Source organism: Burkholderia sp. JPY481 (assembly GCF_038900515.1).
In the GTDB taxonomy this organism is placed as follows: Bacteria; Pseudomonadota; Gammaproteobacteria; order Burkholderiales; family Burkholderiaceae; genus Paraburkholderia; species Paraburkholderia youngii.
This window is the reverse complement of sequence record NZ_JAYMRT010000011.1, coordinates 85,430-100,995: the sequence shown is the minus strand read 5'-3', so window position 1 is coordinate 100,995 and position 15,566 is coordinate 85,430. Positions and strand designations below refer to the sequence as shown.

Below are 15,566 nucleotides of genomic sequence, written 5' to 3'. Positions count from 1 at the left end.
CGCCGTCGCGCGCTGTTGTTGCTCTCCATCCACTCAACCGGACCTCAACCGATGAAACTCCTGCGCTCCCTGATCACGCTCGCGGCCGGCGCTGCCGCTTTCACCTGTGTCGCCGCGGCCCACGCCGAGGACATCAACCTCGGCATCATCTCGACCGATTCGTCGGCGGTGCTCAAGCAACGCTGGGAACCGCTGATCGATGACATGAAGAAACAGACCGGACTGGACGTGAAGGCGTTCTTCGCGACCGATTACGCGGGCATCATCGAAGGCATGCGCTTCAACAAGGTGCAGGTCGGCTATTTCGGCAATGCGTCGGCGATCGAAGCGGTCGATCGTTCGAATGGCGAAGTATTTGCGAAAGTCGAGCACGCGGACGGCCAAAGTGGCTACTACTCGCTGCTGATCACCAATGTGAACAGCCGCTTCAAGACGCTCGACGACGTGTTCAAGGACACGAAGAGCGTCACGCTCGGCTTCGGCGATCCGAACTCGACCTCAGGCACGCTGGTGCCGGGCTACTACCTGTTCGCGAAGCATAATGCGCCGGTCAAGACGTCGTTCAAGACCGTGCTGCCGTCGAGCCATGAGGCGAATCTTCTGGCCGTCGTCAACAACAAGATCGACATCGCGACCAACAACAGCGAGATGATGGACACGCTCAAGCAACAGCATCCGGACAAGTTCGCGCAGGTGCGGGTGTTGTGGACCTCGCCGCTGATTCCGTCGGACCCGCTCGTGTGGCGCAAGGATCTGCCTCAAGCGACGAAGGACAAGCTGCGCACATTCTTCCTGAACTACGCGAAGACCGATCCGCACGAAAAAGCGGTGATGGCCGCCATCACCGGATACAGCGGCTTCTCGGCATCGTCGGATCAGCAACTGCTGCCGATCCGCCAGATCGTGCTGTTCCAGCAAAAGCAGAAGATCGAGAACGATACGCATCTGTCCGATAGCGACCGCAAGACGCAATTGGCCGCGCTCGACGCGAAGCTGAGCGCGCTCGGCGCCGCACAGCCGAAGCAATGAACACGGCCGATCTGAGCGTGTCGCCGGCGCGCCCGAGCGAAGCGGCCGCGGCGCAGGCGGCGCAAGCAAAAGTTCGTGCCGGCAAGCGCGGCTGGTGGTCGTTGCTCGGCTGGATCGCGGTGCTCGCGGTGCTCGGCGGCGCTTGGCACGGCGCCGACATGCGTCCGCTCGATCTGCTCAGCGACTCCGCCAACATGGGCGAGTTCGCGGCGGACTTCTTTCCGCCCGACTTCACCGAGTGGCGCACCTACGTGCACGAGATGTACGTGACGCTGGCGGTCGCGATCTGGGGTACCGCGCTTTCGCTCGTCTGCGCGGTGCCTTTTGGCCTGATGTCCTCGCACAATCTCGCGCCGCAATGGGTACTGCAACCGGTGCGCCGCCTGATGGACGCGTGCCGCGCGATCAATGAAATTGTCTTCGCGATGCTGTTCATCGTCGCGGTCGGCCTCGGGCCGTTCGCCGGCGTGCTCGCGCTGTGGGTGCATACCACGGGCGTGCTCGCCAAGCTGTTCGCCGAAGCGGTCGAGGCAATCGATCCGCGCCCAGCCGAAGGCGTGCGCGCAACCGGCGCGACGCGCCTCGACGAAATCGTCTATGCGGTGCTGCCGCAAGTGCTGCCGCTGTGGATTTCGTACGCGCTGTATCGCTTCGAGTCGAACGTGCGCTCGGCGATGGTGGTCGGCATGGTCGGCGCGGGCGGCATCGGCGTCGTGCTGTACGAGGCGATCCGCTCGTTCAACTATGCGCAGACGGCCGCCGTGATGATCATGGTGATCGTCGTCGTGACCGTGATCGATCTCGGCTCGGCGTGGCTGCGTGAGCGGGTGATCTGAGTACGGCGCGCGCGGGACACGGACCGGTCGATTCAAAACGAACAGCACGGGCGAAGCGCGCTGCCGCTTCGCCCGTTTCTTTTTTGCCGCGTCATCTGCACTCGATGCTGCGCGCCGTAAAACGCCGTTTTCCTGCCACAAAGCCCCTGCGCATCGGTCATCCACTCCGCCATTCCCGCGTTCTGCTGGAATAATCACGGGCTCGCGACCGCCCTGCGGCCTTTCCTTGCTCTCTTCGTCCGATCCCGCTGTCGATGGAACCCTTTGTCGTCCTGCTGGTGCTGTTCTCCGCACTGCTTCACGCAACCTGGAACGCGTTCTTGCATGTGTCCGAAGACCGCGTCTGGCTGCTCGGCATGATGGCGATGCCGTATCTCGCGGTCAGCTCGATCGGCGTGCTGGTGCTGCCGCTGCCGGCACCGGCCGCGTGGCCGTATATCGTTGCGTCGGCGGTGCTCGAATGGGGCTATCTGCTCGCGCTGATTCGCGCATATAAAAGCGGCGATTTCGGCCAGATCTATCCGATCGCGCGCGGTCTTTCGCCGATGCTGGTGTTCGTCGGCGCGCTCGTGTTCGCGGGCGAAGTGCTGAAGCCGCTCGCCGCGCTCGGCGTCGCGCTCGTGTCGTGCCGCATCGTCTCGCTCGCGTTTCGGCGGGGCATGCGCTTTTCCGGCGAGAGCGTGCCGTTCGCGCTGCTGACGGGGCTGTTCATCGCGACGTACTCGGTCGTCGACGGCGTCGGCGCGCGCGTCGCGGGCAATGCCCTCAGCTACATCATGTGGGTCTACCTGGTCTGGAACATTCCGCAGTTCCTGCTTGCGTGGCATTGGCGCGGCGGCGCAAAGGGGCTGTTCATCGGCCGCGCGGTGGTGGTGAAGGGCATCGCGTCGGGCGTGATCGCGCTCGGCGCGTATTGCCTGATCATCGAGGCGTACCGCTATCTGCCGATCGCGATGGTTTCCGCGTTGCGCGAGTTGAGTTCGATCTTCGCGGTGTTGATCGGCTGCATCTTCATGCGCGAGAAGCTCACCGCGCGACGCATCGTGGCGTGTGTGCTCGTGACGCTCGGGGCGGTGTTGATACGGATTTGATGAGAACCCGGCGTAATCAACGCGTGTAATTCACCACCGGCACGGAATACGAAGTCGGCGCGAAATTGGTCCGGCCGCTGCGCTGCGACGGACCATTCGACGGCGCACCGTCGCCGCTATTCTGGGCTGCCTGGTTTTGCGCCGCGACCTTTGCTTTAGCCGCCTGGAGATGGGCCGGATAGTCGATCGCATTCGGGTTGGACGGATCGTGCGCCTGTGCGCGCGAGGGCGGCTGATTGGCCTGATTCGACTGCGCAAACGCCGCGAACGGCACGGAAATGACAGCGGCGATAACCGCTGCTTCGATCAGCGACCTGATGGACTTCATGATTTCCAACCTCCAGAGACGGCTTCATCCGATTGCCGCGGAGCCTTGTGCGACCATCGGCTATCGGCCATCCGCAGCAGCGAAGCCAGTTTAGGAGGCGGTCAGGCCACGCAGTAAGCCCTGAACCATGAATTCACTGTTGCCAAAGCGACCACAATTCGAGGCCAACACGTTCCGGCGCGGCGGCATCGCGATGAACTACACTGATGACGCCAAACGACGCGCCACAGCCATCGCATTCGATCGAGGAGATAGACCCTCATGTCGCATCCCGTTGCCCTGCCGTCTTACCGCGACAGCGTGCGCGCCGAATGGGTCGACTACAACGGCCACATGCGCGACGCGTTCTACCTGCTGATCTTCAGTCTCGCGACCGACGAGCTGATCGATCTGATCGGCCTGCACGATGCGGTGCGCAAAGAGCGGCATCGATCGATCTACACGCTCGAAGCGCATGTCAACTATCTGCATGAAATCAAACAAGGCACGCCGGTGCGTGTCGACATGCGCGTGCTCGGCTACGACGCGAAACGTATGCATGTCTACTTCGAAATGTTTGCGCTGGACGCGACGCAAAGCCAACGCAGCGGCCCGGTCGCCGCTGGCGAGCAGATGCTGCTGCACGTCGATACCAGCGGACCGCGTGGCGTCGCTTTCGATCCGGACGTCGAAGCGCGCATCCATGAACTCGCGCAAGCCCATGCGGCATTGCCGCCGGCGCGTTTCGCCGGACGTGTGATCGCATTGCCCTGCGCAACGCAACGGGAAACACTGCCCGAACGGAGTGACCATGCTTGAGCCGGAAATCGCCGCGTTTATCGAACGGGCCAGTGCGCTCTATCCGTCGCATCACGCGGCGATGACGCCGCGCGAGCAGCGCGATCTGTACGACCGCTACGCTGCCACGCTGACGCCACCCCTGCCCAGCGAACTCACCACCCAGGACGCAAGCTTTCGCACCGACGCGGGCCATGCGATCCCGCTTCGGCTCTACCGGCATCGAGCGAAAGCAAGCGAATCCGGGGCGATCCGCGGCACGGTGCTGTATTTTCATGGTGGCGGTTTCGTGCTCGGCTCGCTGAACAGTCATCAGATGGTGACCGCTCGCCTCGCCGCGGACACCGGCCTCGACGTGATCGCGGTCGACTACCGGCTCGCGCCTGAGCATCGCGCGCCGGCCGCGCACGAGGACTGCCTCGAGATCACGCGCGCCGCGTTGAACAACCGCCTGCCGTTCGATCTGCCCGACCACGCCGGATTGCAACTCGCCGGCGATAGCGCCGGCGGCACGCTCGCGGCAAGCGTCGCGCTGCGCTTGCGCGACGACGGCGTGAGCGGAGTGCGCGGCATCGCGCTGGTTTATCCGATGCTCGGCACCGAGCCGCAATCTCCCGCGCGCGACACCGAGGCCGATGCGCCGATGCTGACGCTCGCGGACGTGCACAAGTTTCGCAACGCGTACTGGGGGACCAGCGGGGCAAACAGTGGAGAAAGACGCGAAGAAAACGGCGACCGCACGCCCGGCCCCGCATGGACGATCCCGCTCGCCGCAACCCGCTTCGACGGACTGCCGCCGACGCTGGCATTCGGCGCCGAGCACGACCCGCTACGCGACGACGCGCGCGTGTTCGTCGAGCGGATTCGCGTGGCTGGTGGAGATGCCCGGCTGCTGATCGGCATGGGGCTCGTGCATGGATGCTGGCGCGCGCTCGAAACGAGCCCCGGCGTGCAGGCCATGCACAAGGCCGTATGCGATTTTCTCCGCGGACGCGCACGTCATTAGCGCAGCGACACTAACCGGTGCGCCTAGTGCGCTACCGGGCGGTTCAGCGATTGCGGTCAGCGCGCCACTGCGCGAACGTGACCAGATCGAGGCCGACCTCGCCCGGCTCGATGCGGGTCCAGCCGAAGAACGCGTCGTCCCAGCCGGGAATGCTTTGCGGCGTCAGCGACCGGAACTTCATGCCGGAACGATACGCGAGGTCCGGCCAGAACAACGGCATCACCTCGCGCGTGGCGAGCTGGCGCAGCAGGTCGGACGGACCACCCTCGTCGGCGACGATTTCACCCTGCGAGATCCAGTCGTTCTCCGCCCACGCGACGAATATGCTCGGGTTGCCGGCGGCGTCGAACATCAGGATCACGTTCTGCTCGGGGCGCCAGTAATACTCGACGATGCCCTGCGCGGCCACCACTTCGTCGATCACCTTGCGGGTGCGCGGATCGCAGTAGGTCATGCCGTTTTCGCCGAGCGCGAGCCAGCCCGACTCCCCGCAATGGCGGCTCTTCGCGTCCTTCAGGAAATGGGTGAGGCGGTTGGCCGAATCCGCGTCGGTCTTGCGCAGGTACAGGTCGACGATGCCGGCGTTGAACGCTTTCACCGCGACGGTTTCATCGGCGACGCCGGTGAGCAACACCTTTGCGCAACGCAGATGCGAGATCGACGACAGGAATTCGACGCCCCCGATGCCCGGCATGTCGTAGTCGACGACGACCGCCGCGACTTCCTCGAAGCGCGACGGCCGCGCGACGATATCGCGTTCCGCCGAGGTTTCGACGAAGCGCTCGACGCCCGGCTCGCTCAGACACGCCGATGCCGCCGCGAATTCGAGCGAATTTTCGCGCGCGTGCTGGCGGATATAGTTGAGAGCCGCTTGCGGCCGCGTGAAAAACAGGTTCGTGTAGGTGCCCGGAAAAAACCGGCGAAGCGCGTCGAGGTAGCTGTCGTTGTCGTCGACGAAAACCACCGTGGACGGATAAAAAACGGGAGGTCGAATAAAGTTGTTCATATCTTCACGTGTTTCCCACGCCGCCGCGAACGCCCCCGAGACCGACCGGTCGGTCGGTCGATTCGTAGATCTGGCGTTTCGCAAAGCGACTGCCCAAGGTATGCCGGTCGATGTCTCGCCCGCGGGTCCGCATGATCAATGGGTTCTTGTCGCTACTTCCGGTCGCCGCCTGCCGTCGCCGCGATCGACGCTGTTCGCGCGTCTCGGATGGCGCAGCCGGGCGGGCCTTCCGGCATGTGCACTGCGAGCCAGTCGCTGCAAGTCACATTTACACGCCGGATAATCGAACGGTGGCTGCCGGTCGTCTGCAATGGTTCGTATAGTACAGGCTCCGGGCATTGGCGGCACAACTTAAATCGCTTTCCCGCAGGCACCTATCGCGCAAAAGCGGCGCGACTGATTGATCGAAAAGAAAACCGCGGCACACCGAAAAAATGCCCGCTTCCCTCGTGCCGGCAAACACCTATAACGGCAGGCGTGCGCCGCTCGGTGCCAGGTCCGATCAGACATCTGCCATCATGATGCGCCGCAATATGCGGACGAGAAGCGTCGATGGGGAAATGGTCGTTTATCATCAGTCAATCGCAGTTGTTTAATGGTTGTTGCTTAGATATGACGAATACCGGGAAGATGATGATAGTCGGACTGCTCGTGATCGATGCGGGCGTCGCCGGCTATCTGCTGTACCCTAGGGACGATCAGGTGCCGGCCGTGACCGGTCAGGTGACTCGCAGCGTCACCGGCACGGTGGAATCGCAACCGCAGACGGACGCGGCGCATGCGATTGGCGGCAGTATGAGGCCGGCGCAACCGGTGAGCCCGCCGCAAGCGCCGCGCGCGGACATCGCGAACAACGCCCCGATCACGCCGCAATCGGCGCCCCCGCGGACGGAGTCGGCTGCTCCGGCACCGGCACCGGCTCAGGCGCAAGCTCTGGCACCCGCTCCCGCCCAATCCCTGCCCGCAACCGCGGCCGCCCCCGCGCCGAGCGTCACGCCCGATGCCGGCCAGACCGCCAGCGGCCGCATCGACAACGCAGCGCCGGCTGCGGGCAATCCGGTCGCGGTCGCGCGCGAGCGCTCGAGACAGCAGTCGTACGCACAGCAAAGAGCCCAATCGAGGCCACAGTACGGGCCGCGCATCGACCAGACGACCCAAGGCCGACGGCGCGACGACACGCACCCGAACGGCGCCAACCCCGTCGCCGCGATGCTGACGGATCAGCTGGTCAAGGAATCGGCGAAACCCGACCCCTCGCTGCCGATGCCGTCTGGCGTCACCGTGCCGCTGCCGTCTGACAACGGCCCCGGACCTGGCCCGAGTGTCGGCCGTGGCAGTACGAATCCGGTCGCGTCGGCGATGACCGATAAGCTCGTGCGGGAATCGTCGAAAGTGGGACCAACTCAGGGACCCACTCAGCCCCCGGCTGAGCCGCCGATCCTCAACAAACCCTGAGCGAAGCCGGGCTCACGGCCGCGACGCCACCTCATCGAGATGCGCGAGTAGATCGGCCGGATCGTCGTAGACGCGCAACGCTCCCGCGCGCTCGAGTTCCTCGGTGCCATAGCCGCCCGACAGCACGCCGACGCCGAGCGAGCGGCAGCGGCGCGCGGCGAGCATGTCCCAGATGCTGTCGCCCACCACGACCGTGTGCTCGATCGGCACGCCGAGCCGCTCGGCCGCGGCGAGGAACAGGTCGGGATCGGGCTTCGCGTATTTGACGTCGTCGCGCGTGACGACGACCGCCTTGGCGGGATCGACGCCGAGCGCCGCCAGATTCAGCGACGCGGTTTCCATCCGCCCGCTCGTCGCGACGGCCCACGGCGTGCCGGCTTGCGTCAGCGCGGCGAGCAGTTCGCGGGCGCCCGGCAGCGGGCAGACCTGCGCGCGCATCCGCTGATAGGCGGCCGCATGCCCGTGGCGCAGCCGCTCGGCGCGTTCGACGCTGATTTCGCCGTGGGTCTCACGCAGCAACTGGTCCGTGAACAGCCCACCGCTCATGCCGATCTTGCGATGGATACGCCAGACGGACAGCGGGATACCCTCGCTGTCGAGCGCCTCTTTCCACGCCAGCACGTGCTGATAGACGCTGTCGACGAGCGTGCCGTCGAGGTCGAAAAGAAAGGATGTCTGGATACGCATGCCGGCCTCCGGTGATGATGGGTTCAGTCACTATGCCATGTGTCGATGAAGCGGCCAGGGCGGGCCGCCGCCTTTCCGCAGGTTCGGGTATCTAAAAGAATTGCGCGAATTACCACAGATTCGTGCGTATTTGCCCCGATTTCGCCGCGCCCTCTCCCGGCGCACACCCGAACACGGTAAGCTTCGCCGCCTCGTTGTTTGCACCGTCTACCGTTTTTCGAAAAATCCCGCTTTATTTCCCCGCTGGACGACCCGAGCGCGATTTCCGCGCCCCGCGTCAGGCCCGAGCACGCCGCGTGCTTGTGGCTGATTCGCTAAATCACCCGATAACCGGTTGTCCAGCCATCGGCTCACTGCGCAACGAGCCCAATTAGTCCGAAAACACGTTAGTCAATCAAGGAACCCGCGATGAAAAAAACCCTGGTCGCCGCCGCGCTGTGCGGCGCCTTCACGATATCGGCGCACGCCCAAAGCAGCGTGACACTGTACGGCCTGATGGATGCCGGCATCGTCTATACGAACAATCAGCTCGGCCACAGCAACTGGCAGCTGGCGAGCGGCACCACGCAGAACACGGTATTCGGCCTGAAGGGTTCGGAAGACCTCGGCGCGGGTCTGCACGCGGTTTTCAAGCTCGAGCAGGGCTTCATGATGAACAACGGCGCTCAGGCGTTCGCCGGCAGCGGGTTCGGCTCGCAGGCATGGCTCGGCCTGCAAAGCGATTCGTACGGCACGCTGACGTTCGGCCGCCAGTTCGACGTGATGAACGACGCCGTCGGCCCGCTGACGGCTGGCTATAACACGTGGGGCGGCAGCCTCGCCGGGCATCCGTTCGAAAACGACAATCTCGCCGCGAACTCGGTCGTGATCAACAACTCGGTCAAGTACGCGAGCGCGCTGTACCACGGTCTCACGTTCGGGACGATGTACTCGTTCAGCAACAAGGCCGGCGGCTTCGCGAACAACCGCTCCTACGGCTTCGGCCTTTCGTACGCGCGGGGCCCGTTGAACCTGGCGGCCGGCTACCTGCAGTTCAACCACGCAGGCAACGGCGCCGGCGCCGTGACCACCGCCGACACCAGCGCGAACTTCATCGCCACGCGCCAGCGCGTGTGGTCGCTCGGCGGCAACTACACGTTCGGACCGGCGAGCGTCGGCCTCGTCTGGAGCCATACGCAGATCGACGACGTCGCGGGCGTGTTCTCGTTCGGCACCGGCAGCTATCTCGGCGCGGCCGGCGACGCCACCGGCACGCTCGGCGGCTCGCTGCGCCTCGACAACTACGAGGTCAATGCGAAGTACGCGCTAAGCCCCGCCTGGAGCGTATCGGGCGCGTACACCTACACGCATGGCGCGTATAACGGCTCGTCGCCGGCGTGGAGCACCGCGATGCTGCAGACCGATTACGCGCTCAGCAAGCGCACCGACTTCTACCTCGAAGGCGTGTACCAGAACGCCCACGGCGCACCGGCCGATTCGGTGTTGTCGCACGCGATGATCAACACGCTGTCGCCGTCGTCGACGAATTCGCAGGTCGCGGTCACGGTGGGCATGCGCCACGCGTTTTGATGCTTGCGCGGCGCGGGCGCGGGCGTGGCGCGTGGCGCGTGGCGCGTGGCGATAGTGCGACGCCCTCACGACTGCGCCGCCGCGATCACCTGCGACGCGATCGCATGATGCTGGCCGCGTCGCGAGCGGATCGCGTGAATCTCCTCGATCACGCCGTCCGCGGGGCCGAGCCAGCGCAAGCCCCGCAACAACGTGAGATCGTCGGCGCCGAGCTCCGCCAGCGGAAACACGCCGAGCCCGCGCGCCGCGAACACCGCCATCAACGCGCTGTCCTCGAATTCGCCGACGACGCGCGGCCTGATTCCCTGCGCCTCGAACCAGCGGTCGAGCCGCGCGCGCAGTGCGCCGTGGCGGGTAGGCAACAGCACGGGCAGGTCCGCGAGACAGTGCGGAAAGCCGGCGCGCGCCGACTTGCGCACGATCTGCGCGGGCCCGTACCAGTCGACCGGCGAGCCCGCGACGCGCTGGCTCAGCACGCGCAGGTCCGCGCCGTGCGGCGCCGGCTGACAGGCGAGCACCAGGTCGAGCCGATGCAGCGCGAGCTCCGACAACAGTTGTGCGGGCTCTCCCTCGTGACACAGCAGCCTTAGCGATGGCGTGGCCAGCACCGGCGCAAGCAACGCATGCGCGGAGAGCTTCGAAATCCCATCCGACAAACCGACCGCGAGCCGCACCGAGTCCGCGCCGCTCGTCTCGCGCATCTCGTCGAGCAACGCCTCGCCCAGTTGAAAGATCTGCTCCGCGCGATTGAACGCCTGCTCGCCGGCCTCGGTCATCGCGACGCCACGCCCGGCCGGCTTCAACAGCTGGCGTCCGAGCGCTTTCTCGAGCTCGCGAACCTGCGCGCTGATCGTCTGCACGGCCATGTCGAGTCTGGCGGCCGCGCGCGCGAAGCCGCCTTCCTTCACGACGATCCAGAAGTAGTACAGGTGACGATAGTTGAGCATGCGGATCCGATACTTCGAAAAAAACGAAATGTCGTTCAGGTTATCACTGGTTCATTCGAACCGAGAACAGGCCGATGATGGCGGTTCCGCCGCTCGCGGCGCACTCCCTTGCCCCACATCATGGACTCCCTGTTCGCACTCGTTGCCGATCCCGCCGCCTGGGCCGCGCTGGTCACGCTGATCGTGATGGAAATCGTACTCGGCATCGATAACCTGATCTTTATTTCGATCCTCAGCAACCGCTTGCCGGAAGCGCAACGCGCACGCGCGCAGCGCACCGGGCTGCTGCTCGCGCTGGTGATGCGGCTGATTCTGCTCAGCACCGTCGCGTGGATCGCGAAGCTGACCGCGGTCGCGTTCACGCTGTTCGATCATGGTTTTTCGTGGCGCGATCTGATCCTCGTCGCTGGCGGCCTGTTCCTCGTGTGGAAAGCGACCACCGAAATCCGTCAGCACATGATTCCCGATGACGAGGTCACCGCGAAATCCAGCTCGGCCGTGCAGCTGACGATGGCCGCCGCGATCGGTCAGATCATCCTGCTCGACATCGTGTTTTCGGTCGACAGCATCATCACCGCGGTCGGCATGACCGAGCACCTGCCGATCATGTTCGTCGCGGTGATCGTATCGATCATGGTGATGCTGTTCGCGGCGCAGCCGCTCGCGCGTTTCATCAATCGCAATCCGACCATCGTGATGCTGGCGCTGAGCTTCCTGCTCGTGATCGGCATGACGCTGATCGCCGATGGTTTCGGCTCGCACGTGCCGAAGGCCTATATCTACGCGGCGATGGCGTTCTCCGCGTTCGTGGAGGGGATGAACATGCTCGCGCGGCGCGCGAAGACGAAACGGCTGGCAAGCAACGAGGAGTAATGCCGTGATGAAATGCCCGGCGGCTTGGCGCAAGCAGCTTCCAGCCGCCGTTGACGCGTCAGCGCGCCTTCCTGCGAGCGCCCTTGCCGGTCGTCGCGGCGCGCGGCGCTTCCTTCTCGACCGGCGCGGCGCCGCTCATCTGCTCGAGCAACGACAGCGTATCGACATACGACAGAAACTGCTTCAGATACCCCGGCGACAGCTCGCGCATCAACGACAGCGCGCGATGCACGAGGCTGCTCGAATTGAGCGGCCCCGCGTTGCCGGGCACCTGCGCGAGCGACTGACGCAGCTGCTTTTCGGTGCGGACTTTCGACCAGACTTCGCGGAAGTAGTCGAGCACGGGGAGTTCGGGATAGGCGGCGGCGTGCGGAGCGTCGGCCCGCGCGTGGTGGCGGGCGAGCTGTTCGATCAGCGCCGTGAGCGTGGCGTCGCTGGGCGTGTCGGCTTCAATGGGAGTGGCTTTCAACGCGCTCTCGGCCGCGGCTGCACGCTCGACCTCGGCCGTATATTCGGCCAGTAATGCCGCCAACCGTTGCTCGATCACCCGTCGCGTCTCGCCGCTGTGCCGCGCCGCGCGCCGCGCAAGCGCTTCGAGCAGATGAAAGCGCAGCGGATCGAGCCGATCCGCACCGCTCGCGCGCCATGCATCGAGCGTCGCGCGAGCCGCGTCGATTGCGTCGTCAAGCACCGGACTTCTCCGCTGCCGCCGCGCTCGACGGCCGCGGCACCGGCGCGATTTCGACGCGGCGGTTTTTCGCGCGGCCGGATTCGTCGGCATTCGAACTGACCGGCTGCTCGGAGCCGAACGCCGCCGCAAACACCGACGACGCCGGCAAGCCCTCGTCGATCAGCGCGCGCGTGACCGTCAACGCGCGCTGCGCCGACAGCTCCCAGTTATCGGCGAAGCGTCGATTGCCTTCGCGCAGGCGTTGATCGTCGGTGAAGCCGCTGACCATGAGGATCTGATCGCTCGCGCGCAGATACGCGGACAGCGGACCGGCGAGGCTCTTCAGCAGCGCGCGGCCCTCGGGCTGCAGCTGCGCGGAGTTCAGCGCGAACAGCACATTGCCGCTAATGCCGATGCGGCCATTGACGAGCGTCACGCGCCCCGCCGCGAGCGGTCCCGCGAGCGCCTGCTCGAGCGTCTTGCGGCGCTGGGTTTCGGCCTGGCGCTGCTTGACCTCCTGCTCGAGCTTGTTCGATAGCACGAGCTGCATGCCGATCACGCTCACCAGAATCAGCACGAACGCGCCGACCAGCACCGACATCAGATCGCCGAACGAGGCCCAGACCGGCGCGGCCGTTTCCACGCCGCCGTCGATGTCCTCGCTCATACCGCGTCGGCTCCGGCGGTCGCGCGCTGCGCGGCCAGCAACTGCAGGTCTTCGACGATCTGCTTCTGCGACATTACGCTGAGGTCGACCACGTCACGCGCCTGCGCGACGTAGTAGGCGAGCTGTTCGTCGCTACGGGCAAGCGATTTGTCGAGCGCCGCTTCGATGCGTTCGAGATGCGCGACGAGCTTGTCGTTCGCTTCGCCGAACATGCCGACGGCCGCGCTGAATGCTTCGCCGAGGCTCGCAACTTCCACCGCGCTGCCGGTGACCTGCGCGGCGACCGTGCCGAGCTTGCCGGTCTCGTGTTCGAGGTGCTCGGTGAAGCGATTGCCGACGCGTTCGAGCAGATCCGCCGACGTGGAGACCAAGGCATCGACGGCGGTGCGCTGCTCGGTCGACGCGTGATTGACCGCGTCGAGCAGCGTTTCCAGCGTGGCGAGCAGACGGCTGCGCTCTTCCAGCATCGCGGTGTCGCGGACCATGCTGTCGGAGAGCTTCTGGCGCAGCTCCGCGACGACTTCGGCGGCGGCCTTCGGCGCTTCCGATGCCGCCTGCACGAGGCGCTCGATCTCGGCGATCGTCGCGCTGGCATGCGATTGTGTCTGCGCGGAGATATCGCGTGCGGTTTGCGCGAGCGCGTCGCAGATCTGCTGCTGACGGGTCGCCGTTTGCGAACCCGTTTGCTGCCATTGTTCGCTGAGCTTTGCGGTCATCGCACCGAGCGCTTCGGTCCACGCGGCGAAGCGCTGTTCGTCGCGCGCGGCGAGTTCGGCTTGCAGGTTTGCTGCCGCCTTCGGTACTTCAGCCGCTGCTTGCACCAGTCGATCGATTTCGGCGATCGTCGCGCTGGCATGCGTTTGCGCTTGCGCAGAAATTTCCCGTGCCGTCTGTGCAAGCGCGTCGCAGATCTGCTGTTGATTGCTTGCGGCTTGCGCACCCGTCTGCTGCCATTGTTCGCTGAGCTTTGCAGTCATCGCACCGAGCGCTTCGGTCCATGCGGTGAAGCGCTGTTCGTCGCGCGCGGCGAGTCCGGCTTGCAGGTTTGCTGCCGCCTTCGGTGCTTCGGCCGCTGCTTGCACCAGTCGATCGATTTCGGCGATCGTCGCGCTGGCATGCGATTGTGTCTGCGCAGAAATTTCGCGCGCCGTCTGTGCAAGCGCGTCGCAGATTTGCTGCTGATGGCTGGCGGCTTGCGCACCCGTCTGCTGCCATTGCTCGCCAAGCTTCGCGCCCATCGCGTCGAGCGCCTCCGCCCATGCGCCCAAACGCTGCTCGTCGCGCGCGGTCAGTTCCGTCTGCAAGGTCGCATGCGCGCTACCGACAGCACTCAGCAACGCCGCGGCATGCTGTTCGAACGTCGCGGCGACGCGCGCCAACGCCTGTTCGTTGTTGGCGGCGAGCTTGTCGCCCGCGCTTTGCTGCTTTGCCAACGCGTCGCCCCACGCCTGCGACATGCCGCTGGCCGTCGCTTCGAGCCGCGCGGACACGCCGTCGAGCAACGCGGCCGAGCGCTGTTCGAACGCTTCGGCAACGCGTTCGACAGAAGCGCGCTGTTGCGCGGCCAACTCGTCGCTCGCCTGCCGATGTCCGGCGAGCGCGCTGCTGCAAATCTCGGCGACATTCGCGCTGGTCGCCGCGAAGCCGCTCGACATGCCGTCGAGCTGACGCTGCACGGCCTGGGTCACCGCTTCGTGCAACGCGGCGGTCTCGCGCGACAGGCCGGCCATCGTCGCTTCGACGACCGGCTGCAGGGCTCTGCCCGCGGCCTGCGCGCTGCCGGCCACGCTGTCTTTCAGCGACTGTTCGATCACACCGGCGAGACGCAGATAAGCAGCTTCGGTGCGGCCGTAAAACGCGTCGAGGCTCGCGATCTGCCGCTCGTTCGACGCGGCGCTCTGTTGTTCGAGCGCGCTCATCATCGTCTGCAGACGTTCGACCAGCAGCGGCGTCGCTTCGGCCTGGCGTTGCAGCAGCCGGAAGCTTTCGTCGCGCTGATGGCTCTGCGAGTACACGCGCAAAGTCGTCGCGATCTTCACGTCGAGCTGTTGCGCCGCTTCGAGCCGCTCGCGGCGACACAGCGCCGACAACAGCCCGAGCATCGCCGACGTCGCGACACCCGCGATCGACGTGCCGAACGCGAAGCTCAGCCCCTTGACCGGCGCGGCCAGCGATGCGCGGATCGCCTGCAGGTCGCTTGCGCTCTCCAGCGCGAGGCCGGTGCCGCGCAGCGTCATCACCATGCCGAGCAACGTGCCGAGCATGCCGAGCAACACCAGCAGGCCGACCAGATACGGCGTCAACGCGGGTCCCGGCAACGCGACGCGCTCGCCTTCGACGCGCAGCCGCACGCTATTGCGCAGACTCGGATGGATGGGTTCGAGAAACGCGCCAAGGCTCGGCGGTGGTCCGGACAGCGCGGAGAGCGCGCCCGTCAGCGTGGTAGTCGCCTGACTATAGCGGCGCAATTCAAGCGCGCCCAGCACATAGAACCCGCCGATCAGCAGCGTGACGGCGAACGCGAGCGGATTGGAGACGGCGTAACCAACGGCGATCCAGCACGCCGCGGCGAGCCCCGCGAGAAATACGACGAGATCGATACGATATCTGGACATGGGGTCCCAG

The 15,566-nt window shown here is 65.5% G+C and carries 15 protein-coding genes; 8 read left to right on the top strand and 7 right to left on the bottom strand.

What is annotated here, in order from left to right; all coding sequences use genetic code 11:
• The first annotated feature begins 51 nt into the window (after positions 1-51).
• From phnD to VSR82_RS24685, 3 genes are all read left to right on the top strand, one after another.
• Entirely contained in the window at positions 52-1,029 is a 978-nt protein-coding gene (gene phnD, locus VSR82_RS24695; protein ID WP_410849488.1) for a phosphonate ABC transporter substrate-binding protein, read from the top strand.
• Positions 1,026-1,865: a phosphonate ABC transporter, permease protein PhnE gene (phnE, locus tag VSR82_RS24690; RefSeq protein ID WP_429455817.1), complete on the top strand. Its 840-nt coding sequence runs from the start codon at positions 1,026-1,028 to the stop codon at positions 1,863-1,865. The genes phnD and phnE overlap by 4 nt, the downstream gene beginning before the upstream one ends.
• 254 nt (positions 1,866-2,119) lie before the next feature.
• Positions 2,120-2,956, top strand: a complete 837-nt coding sequence (locus tag VSR82_RS24685) for an EamA family transporter (RefSeq protein ID WP_429455818.1) — start codon at positions 2,120-2,122, stop codon at positions 2,954-2,956.
• Positions 2,957-2,972: 16 nt separating this feature from the next.
• On the opposite strand, the gene VSR82_RS24680 is transcribed toward VSR82_RS24685, so the two are convergent.
• The gene (locus VSR82_RS24680) at positions 2,973-3,284 is read right to left on the bottom strand and encodes a hypothetical protein (RefSeq protein ID WP_429455819.1); all 312 of its coding nucleotides are present in this window, start codon (positions 3,282-3,284) and stop codon (positions 2,973-2,975) included.
• A gap of 261 nt (positions 3,285-3,545) precedes the next feature.
• On the opposite strand from VSR82_RS24680, the gene VSR82_RS24675 reads away from it, so the two are divergent.
• Positions 3,546-4,082 (top strand): thioesterase family protein, encoded by a 537-nt coding sequence (locus VSR82_RS24675; RefSeq protein WP_368582309.1) that lies wholly within the window; start codon positions 3,546-3,548, stop codon positions 4,080-4,082.
• Positions 4,075-5,067 carry an alpha/beta hydrolase gene (locus VSR82_RS24670; RefSeq protein ID WP_429455821.1) on the top strand — a complete coding sequence of 331 codons (993 nt, stop codon included), beginning with the start codon at positions 4,075-4,077 and terminating at the stop codon, positions 5,065-5,067. The genes VSR82_RS24675 and VSR82_RS24670 overlap by 8 nt, the downstream gene beginning before the upstream one ends.
• Positions 5,068-5,110: 43 nt before the next feature.
• Here the strand turns inward: VSR82_RS24670 and VSR82_RS24665 are convergent, their stop codons facing one another.
• The gene (locus tag VSR82_RS24665) at positions 5,111-6,073 is read right to left on the bottom strand and encodes a response regulator (protein ID WP_368582307.1); all 963 of its coding nucleotides are present in this window, start codon (positions 6,071-6,073) and stop codon (positions 5,111-5,113) included.
• 630 nt (positions 6,074-6,703) lie between these two features.
• On the opposite strand from VSR82_RS24665, the gene VSR82_RS24660 reads away from it, so the two are divergent.
• On the top strand, positions 6,704-7,528 hold the full coding sequence (locus VSR82_RS24660; protein WP_498858134.1) for a hypothetical protein: 825 nt from the start codon (positions 6,704-6,706) through the stop codon (positions 7,526-7,528).
• 12 nt (positions 7,529-7,540) lie between these two features.
• On the opposite strand, the gene VSR82_RS24655 is transcribed toward VSR82_RS24660, so the two are convergent.
• On the bottom strand, positions 7,541-8,215 hold the full coding sequence (locus VSR82_RS24655; RefSeq protein WP_429455823.1) for an HAD family hydrolase: 675 nt from the start codon (positions 8,213-8,215) through the stop codon (positions 7,541-7,543).
• A gap of 408 nt (positions 8,216-8,623) precedes the next feature.
• On the opposite strand from VSR82_RS24655, the gene VSR82_RS24650 reads away from it, so the two are divergent.
• Positions 8,624-9,784 carry a porin gene (locus VSR82_RS24650; RefSeq protein ID WP_429455824.1) on the top strand — a complete coding sequence of 387 codons (1,161 nt, stop codon included), beginning with the start codon at positions 8,624-8,626 and terminating at the stop codon, positions 9,782-9,784.
• Between the two features lie 65 nt (positions 9,785-9,849).
• Here the strand turns inward: VSR82_RS24650 and VSR82_RS24645 are convergent, their stop codons facing one another.
• Positions 9,850-10,731 (bottom strand): LysR family transcriptional regulator, encoded by an 882-nt coding sequence (locus VSR82_RS24645; protein ID WP_429455825.1) that lies wholly within the window; start codon positions 10,729-10,731, stop codon positions 9,850-9,852.
• Positions 10,732-10,851: 120 nt separating this feature from the next.
• Between VSR82_RS24645 and VSR82_RS24640 the strand changes: the two genes are divergently transcribed.
• Positions 10,852-11,604 (top strand): TerC family protein, encoded by a 753-nt coding sequence (locus VSR82_RS24640; RefSeq protein WP_368582302.1) that lies wholly within the window; start codon positions 10,852-10,854, stop codon positions 11,602-11,604.
• A gap of 58 nt (positions 11,605-11,662) precedes the next feature.
• On the opposite strand, the gene VSR82_RS24635 is transcribed toward VSR82_RS24640, so the two are convergent.
• Genes VSR82_RS24635 through VSR82_RS24625 form a run of 3 tightly spaced genes read right to left on the bottom strand, consistent with a single transcriptional unit; the run spans position 11,663 to position 15,556 of the window.
• Positions 11,663-12,295: a DUF2894 domain-containing protein gene (locus VSR82_RS24635; RefSeq protein WP_429455826.1), complete on the bottom strand. Its 633-nt coding sequence runs from the start codon at positions 12,293-12,295 to the stop codon at positions 11,663-11,665.
• Positions 12,288-12,941: an OmpA family protein gene (locus tag VSR82_RS24630; protein WP_368582300.1), complete on the bottom strand. Its 654-nt coding sequence runs from the start codon at positions 12,939-12,941 to the stop codon at positions 12,288-12,290. The genes VSR82_RS24635 and VSR82_RS24630 overlap by 8 nt, the downstream gene beginning before the upstream one ends.
• Positions 12,938-15,556 carry a DUF802 domain-containing protein gene (locus VSR82_RS24625; protein ID WP_429455827.1) on the bottom strand — a complete coding sequence of 873 codons (2,619 nt, stop codon included), beginning with the start codon at positions 15,554-15,556 and terminating at the stop codon, positions 12,938-12,940. Before VSR82_RS24625 ends, VSR82_RS24630 begins: the two co-directional genes overlap by 4 nt.
• Positions 15,557-15,566: the final 10 nt, after the last annotated feature.

Bases quoted from the DNA above. Each gene is read 5' to 3' on its own strand.
- phnD (WP_410849488.1), top strand. From the start codon at position 52: ATGAAACTCCTGCGCTCCCTGATCACGCTCGCGGCCGGCGCTGCCGCT.
- phnE (WP_429455817.1), top strand. From the start codon at position 1,026: ATGAACACGGCCGATCTGAGCGTGTCGCCGGCGCGCCCGAGCGAAGCG.
- VSR82_RS24665 (WP_368582307.1), bottom strand. From the start codon at position 6,073: ATGAACAACTTTATTCGACCTCCCGTTTTTTATCCGTCCACGGTGGTT.
- VSR82_RS24645 (WP_429455825.1), bottom strand. From the start codon at position 10,731: ATGCTCAACTATCGTCACCTGTACTACTTCTGGATCGTCGTGAAGGAA.
- VSR82_RS24655 (WP_429455823.1), bottom strand. From the start codon at position 8,215: ATGCGTATCCAGACATCCTTTCTTTTCGACCTCGACGGCACGCTCGTC.
- VSR82_RS24685 (WP_429455818.1), top strand. From the start codon at position 2,120: ATGGAACCCTTTGTCGTCCTGCTGGTGCTGTTCTCCGCACTGCTTCAC.
- VSR82_RS24630 (WP_368582300.1), bottom strand. From the start codon at position 12,941: ATGAGCGAGGACATCGACGGCGGCGTGGAAACGGCCGCGCCGGTCTGG.
- VSR82_RS24670 (WP_429455821.1), top strand. From the start codon at position 4,075: ATGCTTGAGCCGGAAATCGCCGCGTTTATCGAACGGGCCAGTGCGCTC.
- VSR82_RS24680 (WP_429455819.1), bottom strand. From the start codon at position 3,284: ATGAAGTCCATCAGGTCGCTGATCGAAGCAGCGGTTATCGCCGCTGTC.
- VSR82_RS24660 (WP_498858134.1), top strand. From the start codon at position 6,704: ATGATGATAGTCGGACTGCTCGTGATCGATGCGGGCGTCGCCGGCTAT.
- VSR82_RS24650 (WP_429455824.1), top strand. From the start codon at position 8,624: ATGAAAAAAACCCTGGTCGCCGCCGCGCTGTGCGGCGCCTTCACGATA.
- VSR82_RS24675 (WP_368582309.1), top strand. From the start codon at position 3,546: ATGTCGCATCCCGTTGCCCTGCCGTCTTACCGCGACAGCGTGCGCGCC.
- VSR82_RS24625 (WP_429455827.1), bottom strand. From the start codon at position 15,556: ATGTCCAGATATCGTATCGATCTCGTCGTATTTCTCGCGGGGCTCGCC.
- VSR82_RS24640 (WP_368582302.1), top strand. From the start codon at position 10,852: ATGGACTCCCTGTTCGCACTCGTTGCCGATCCCGCCGCCTGGGCCGCG.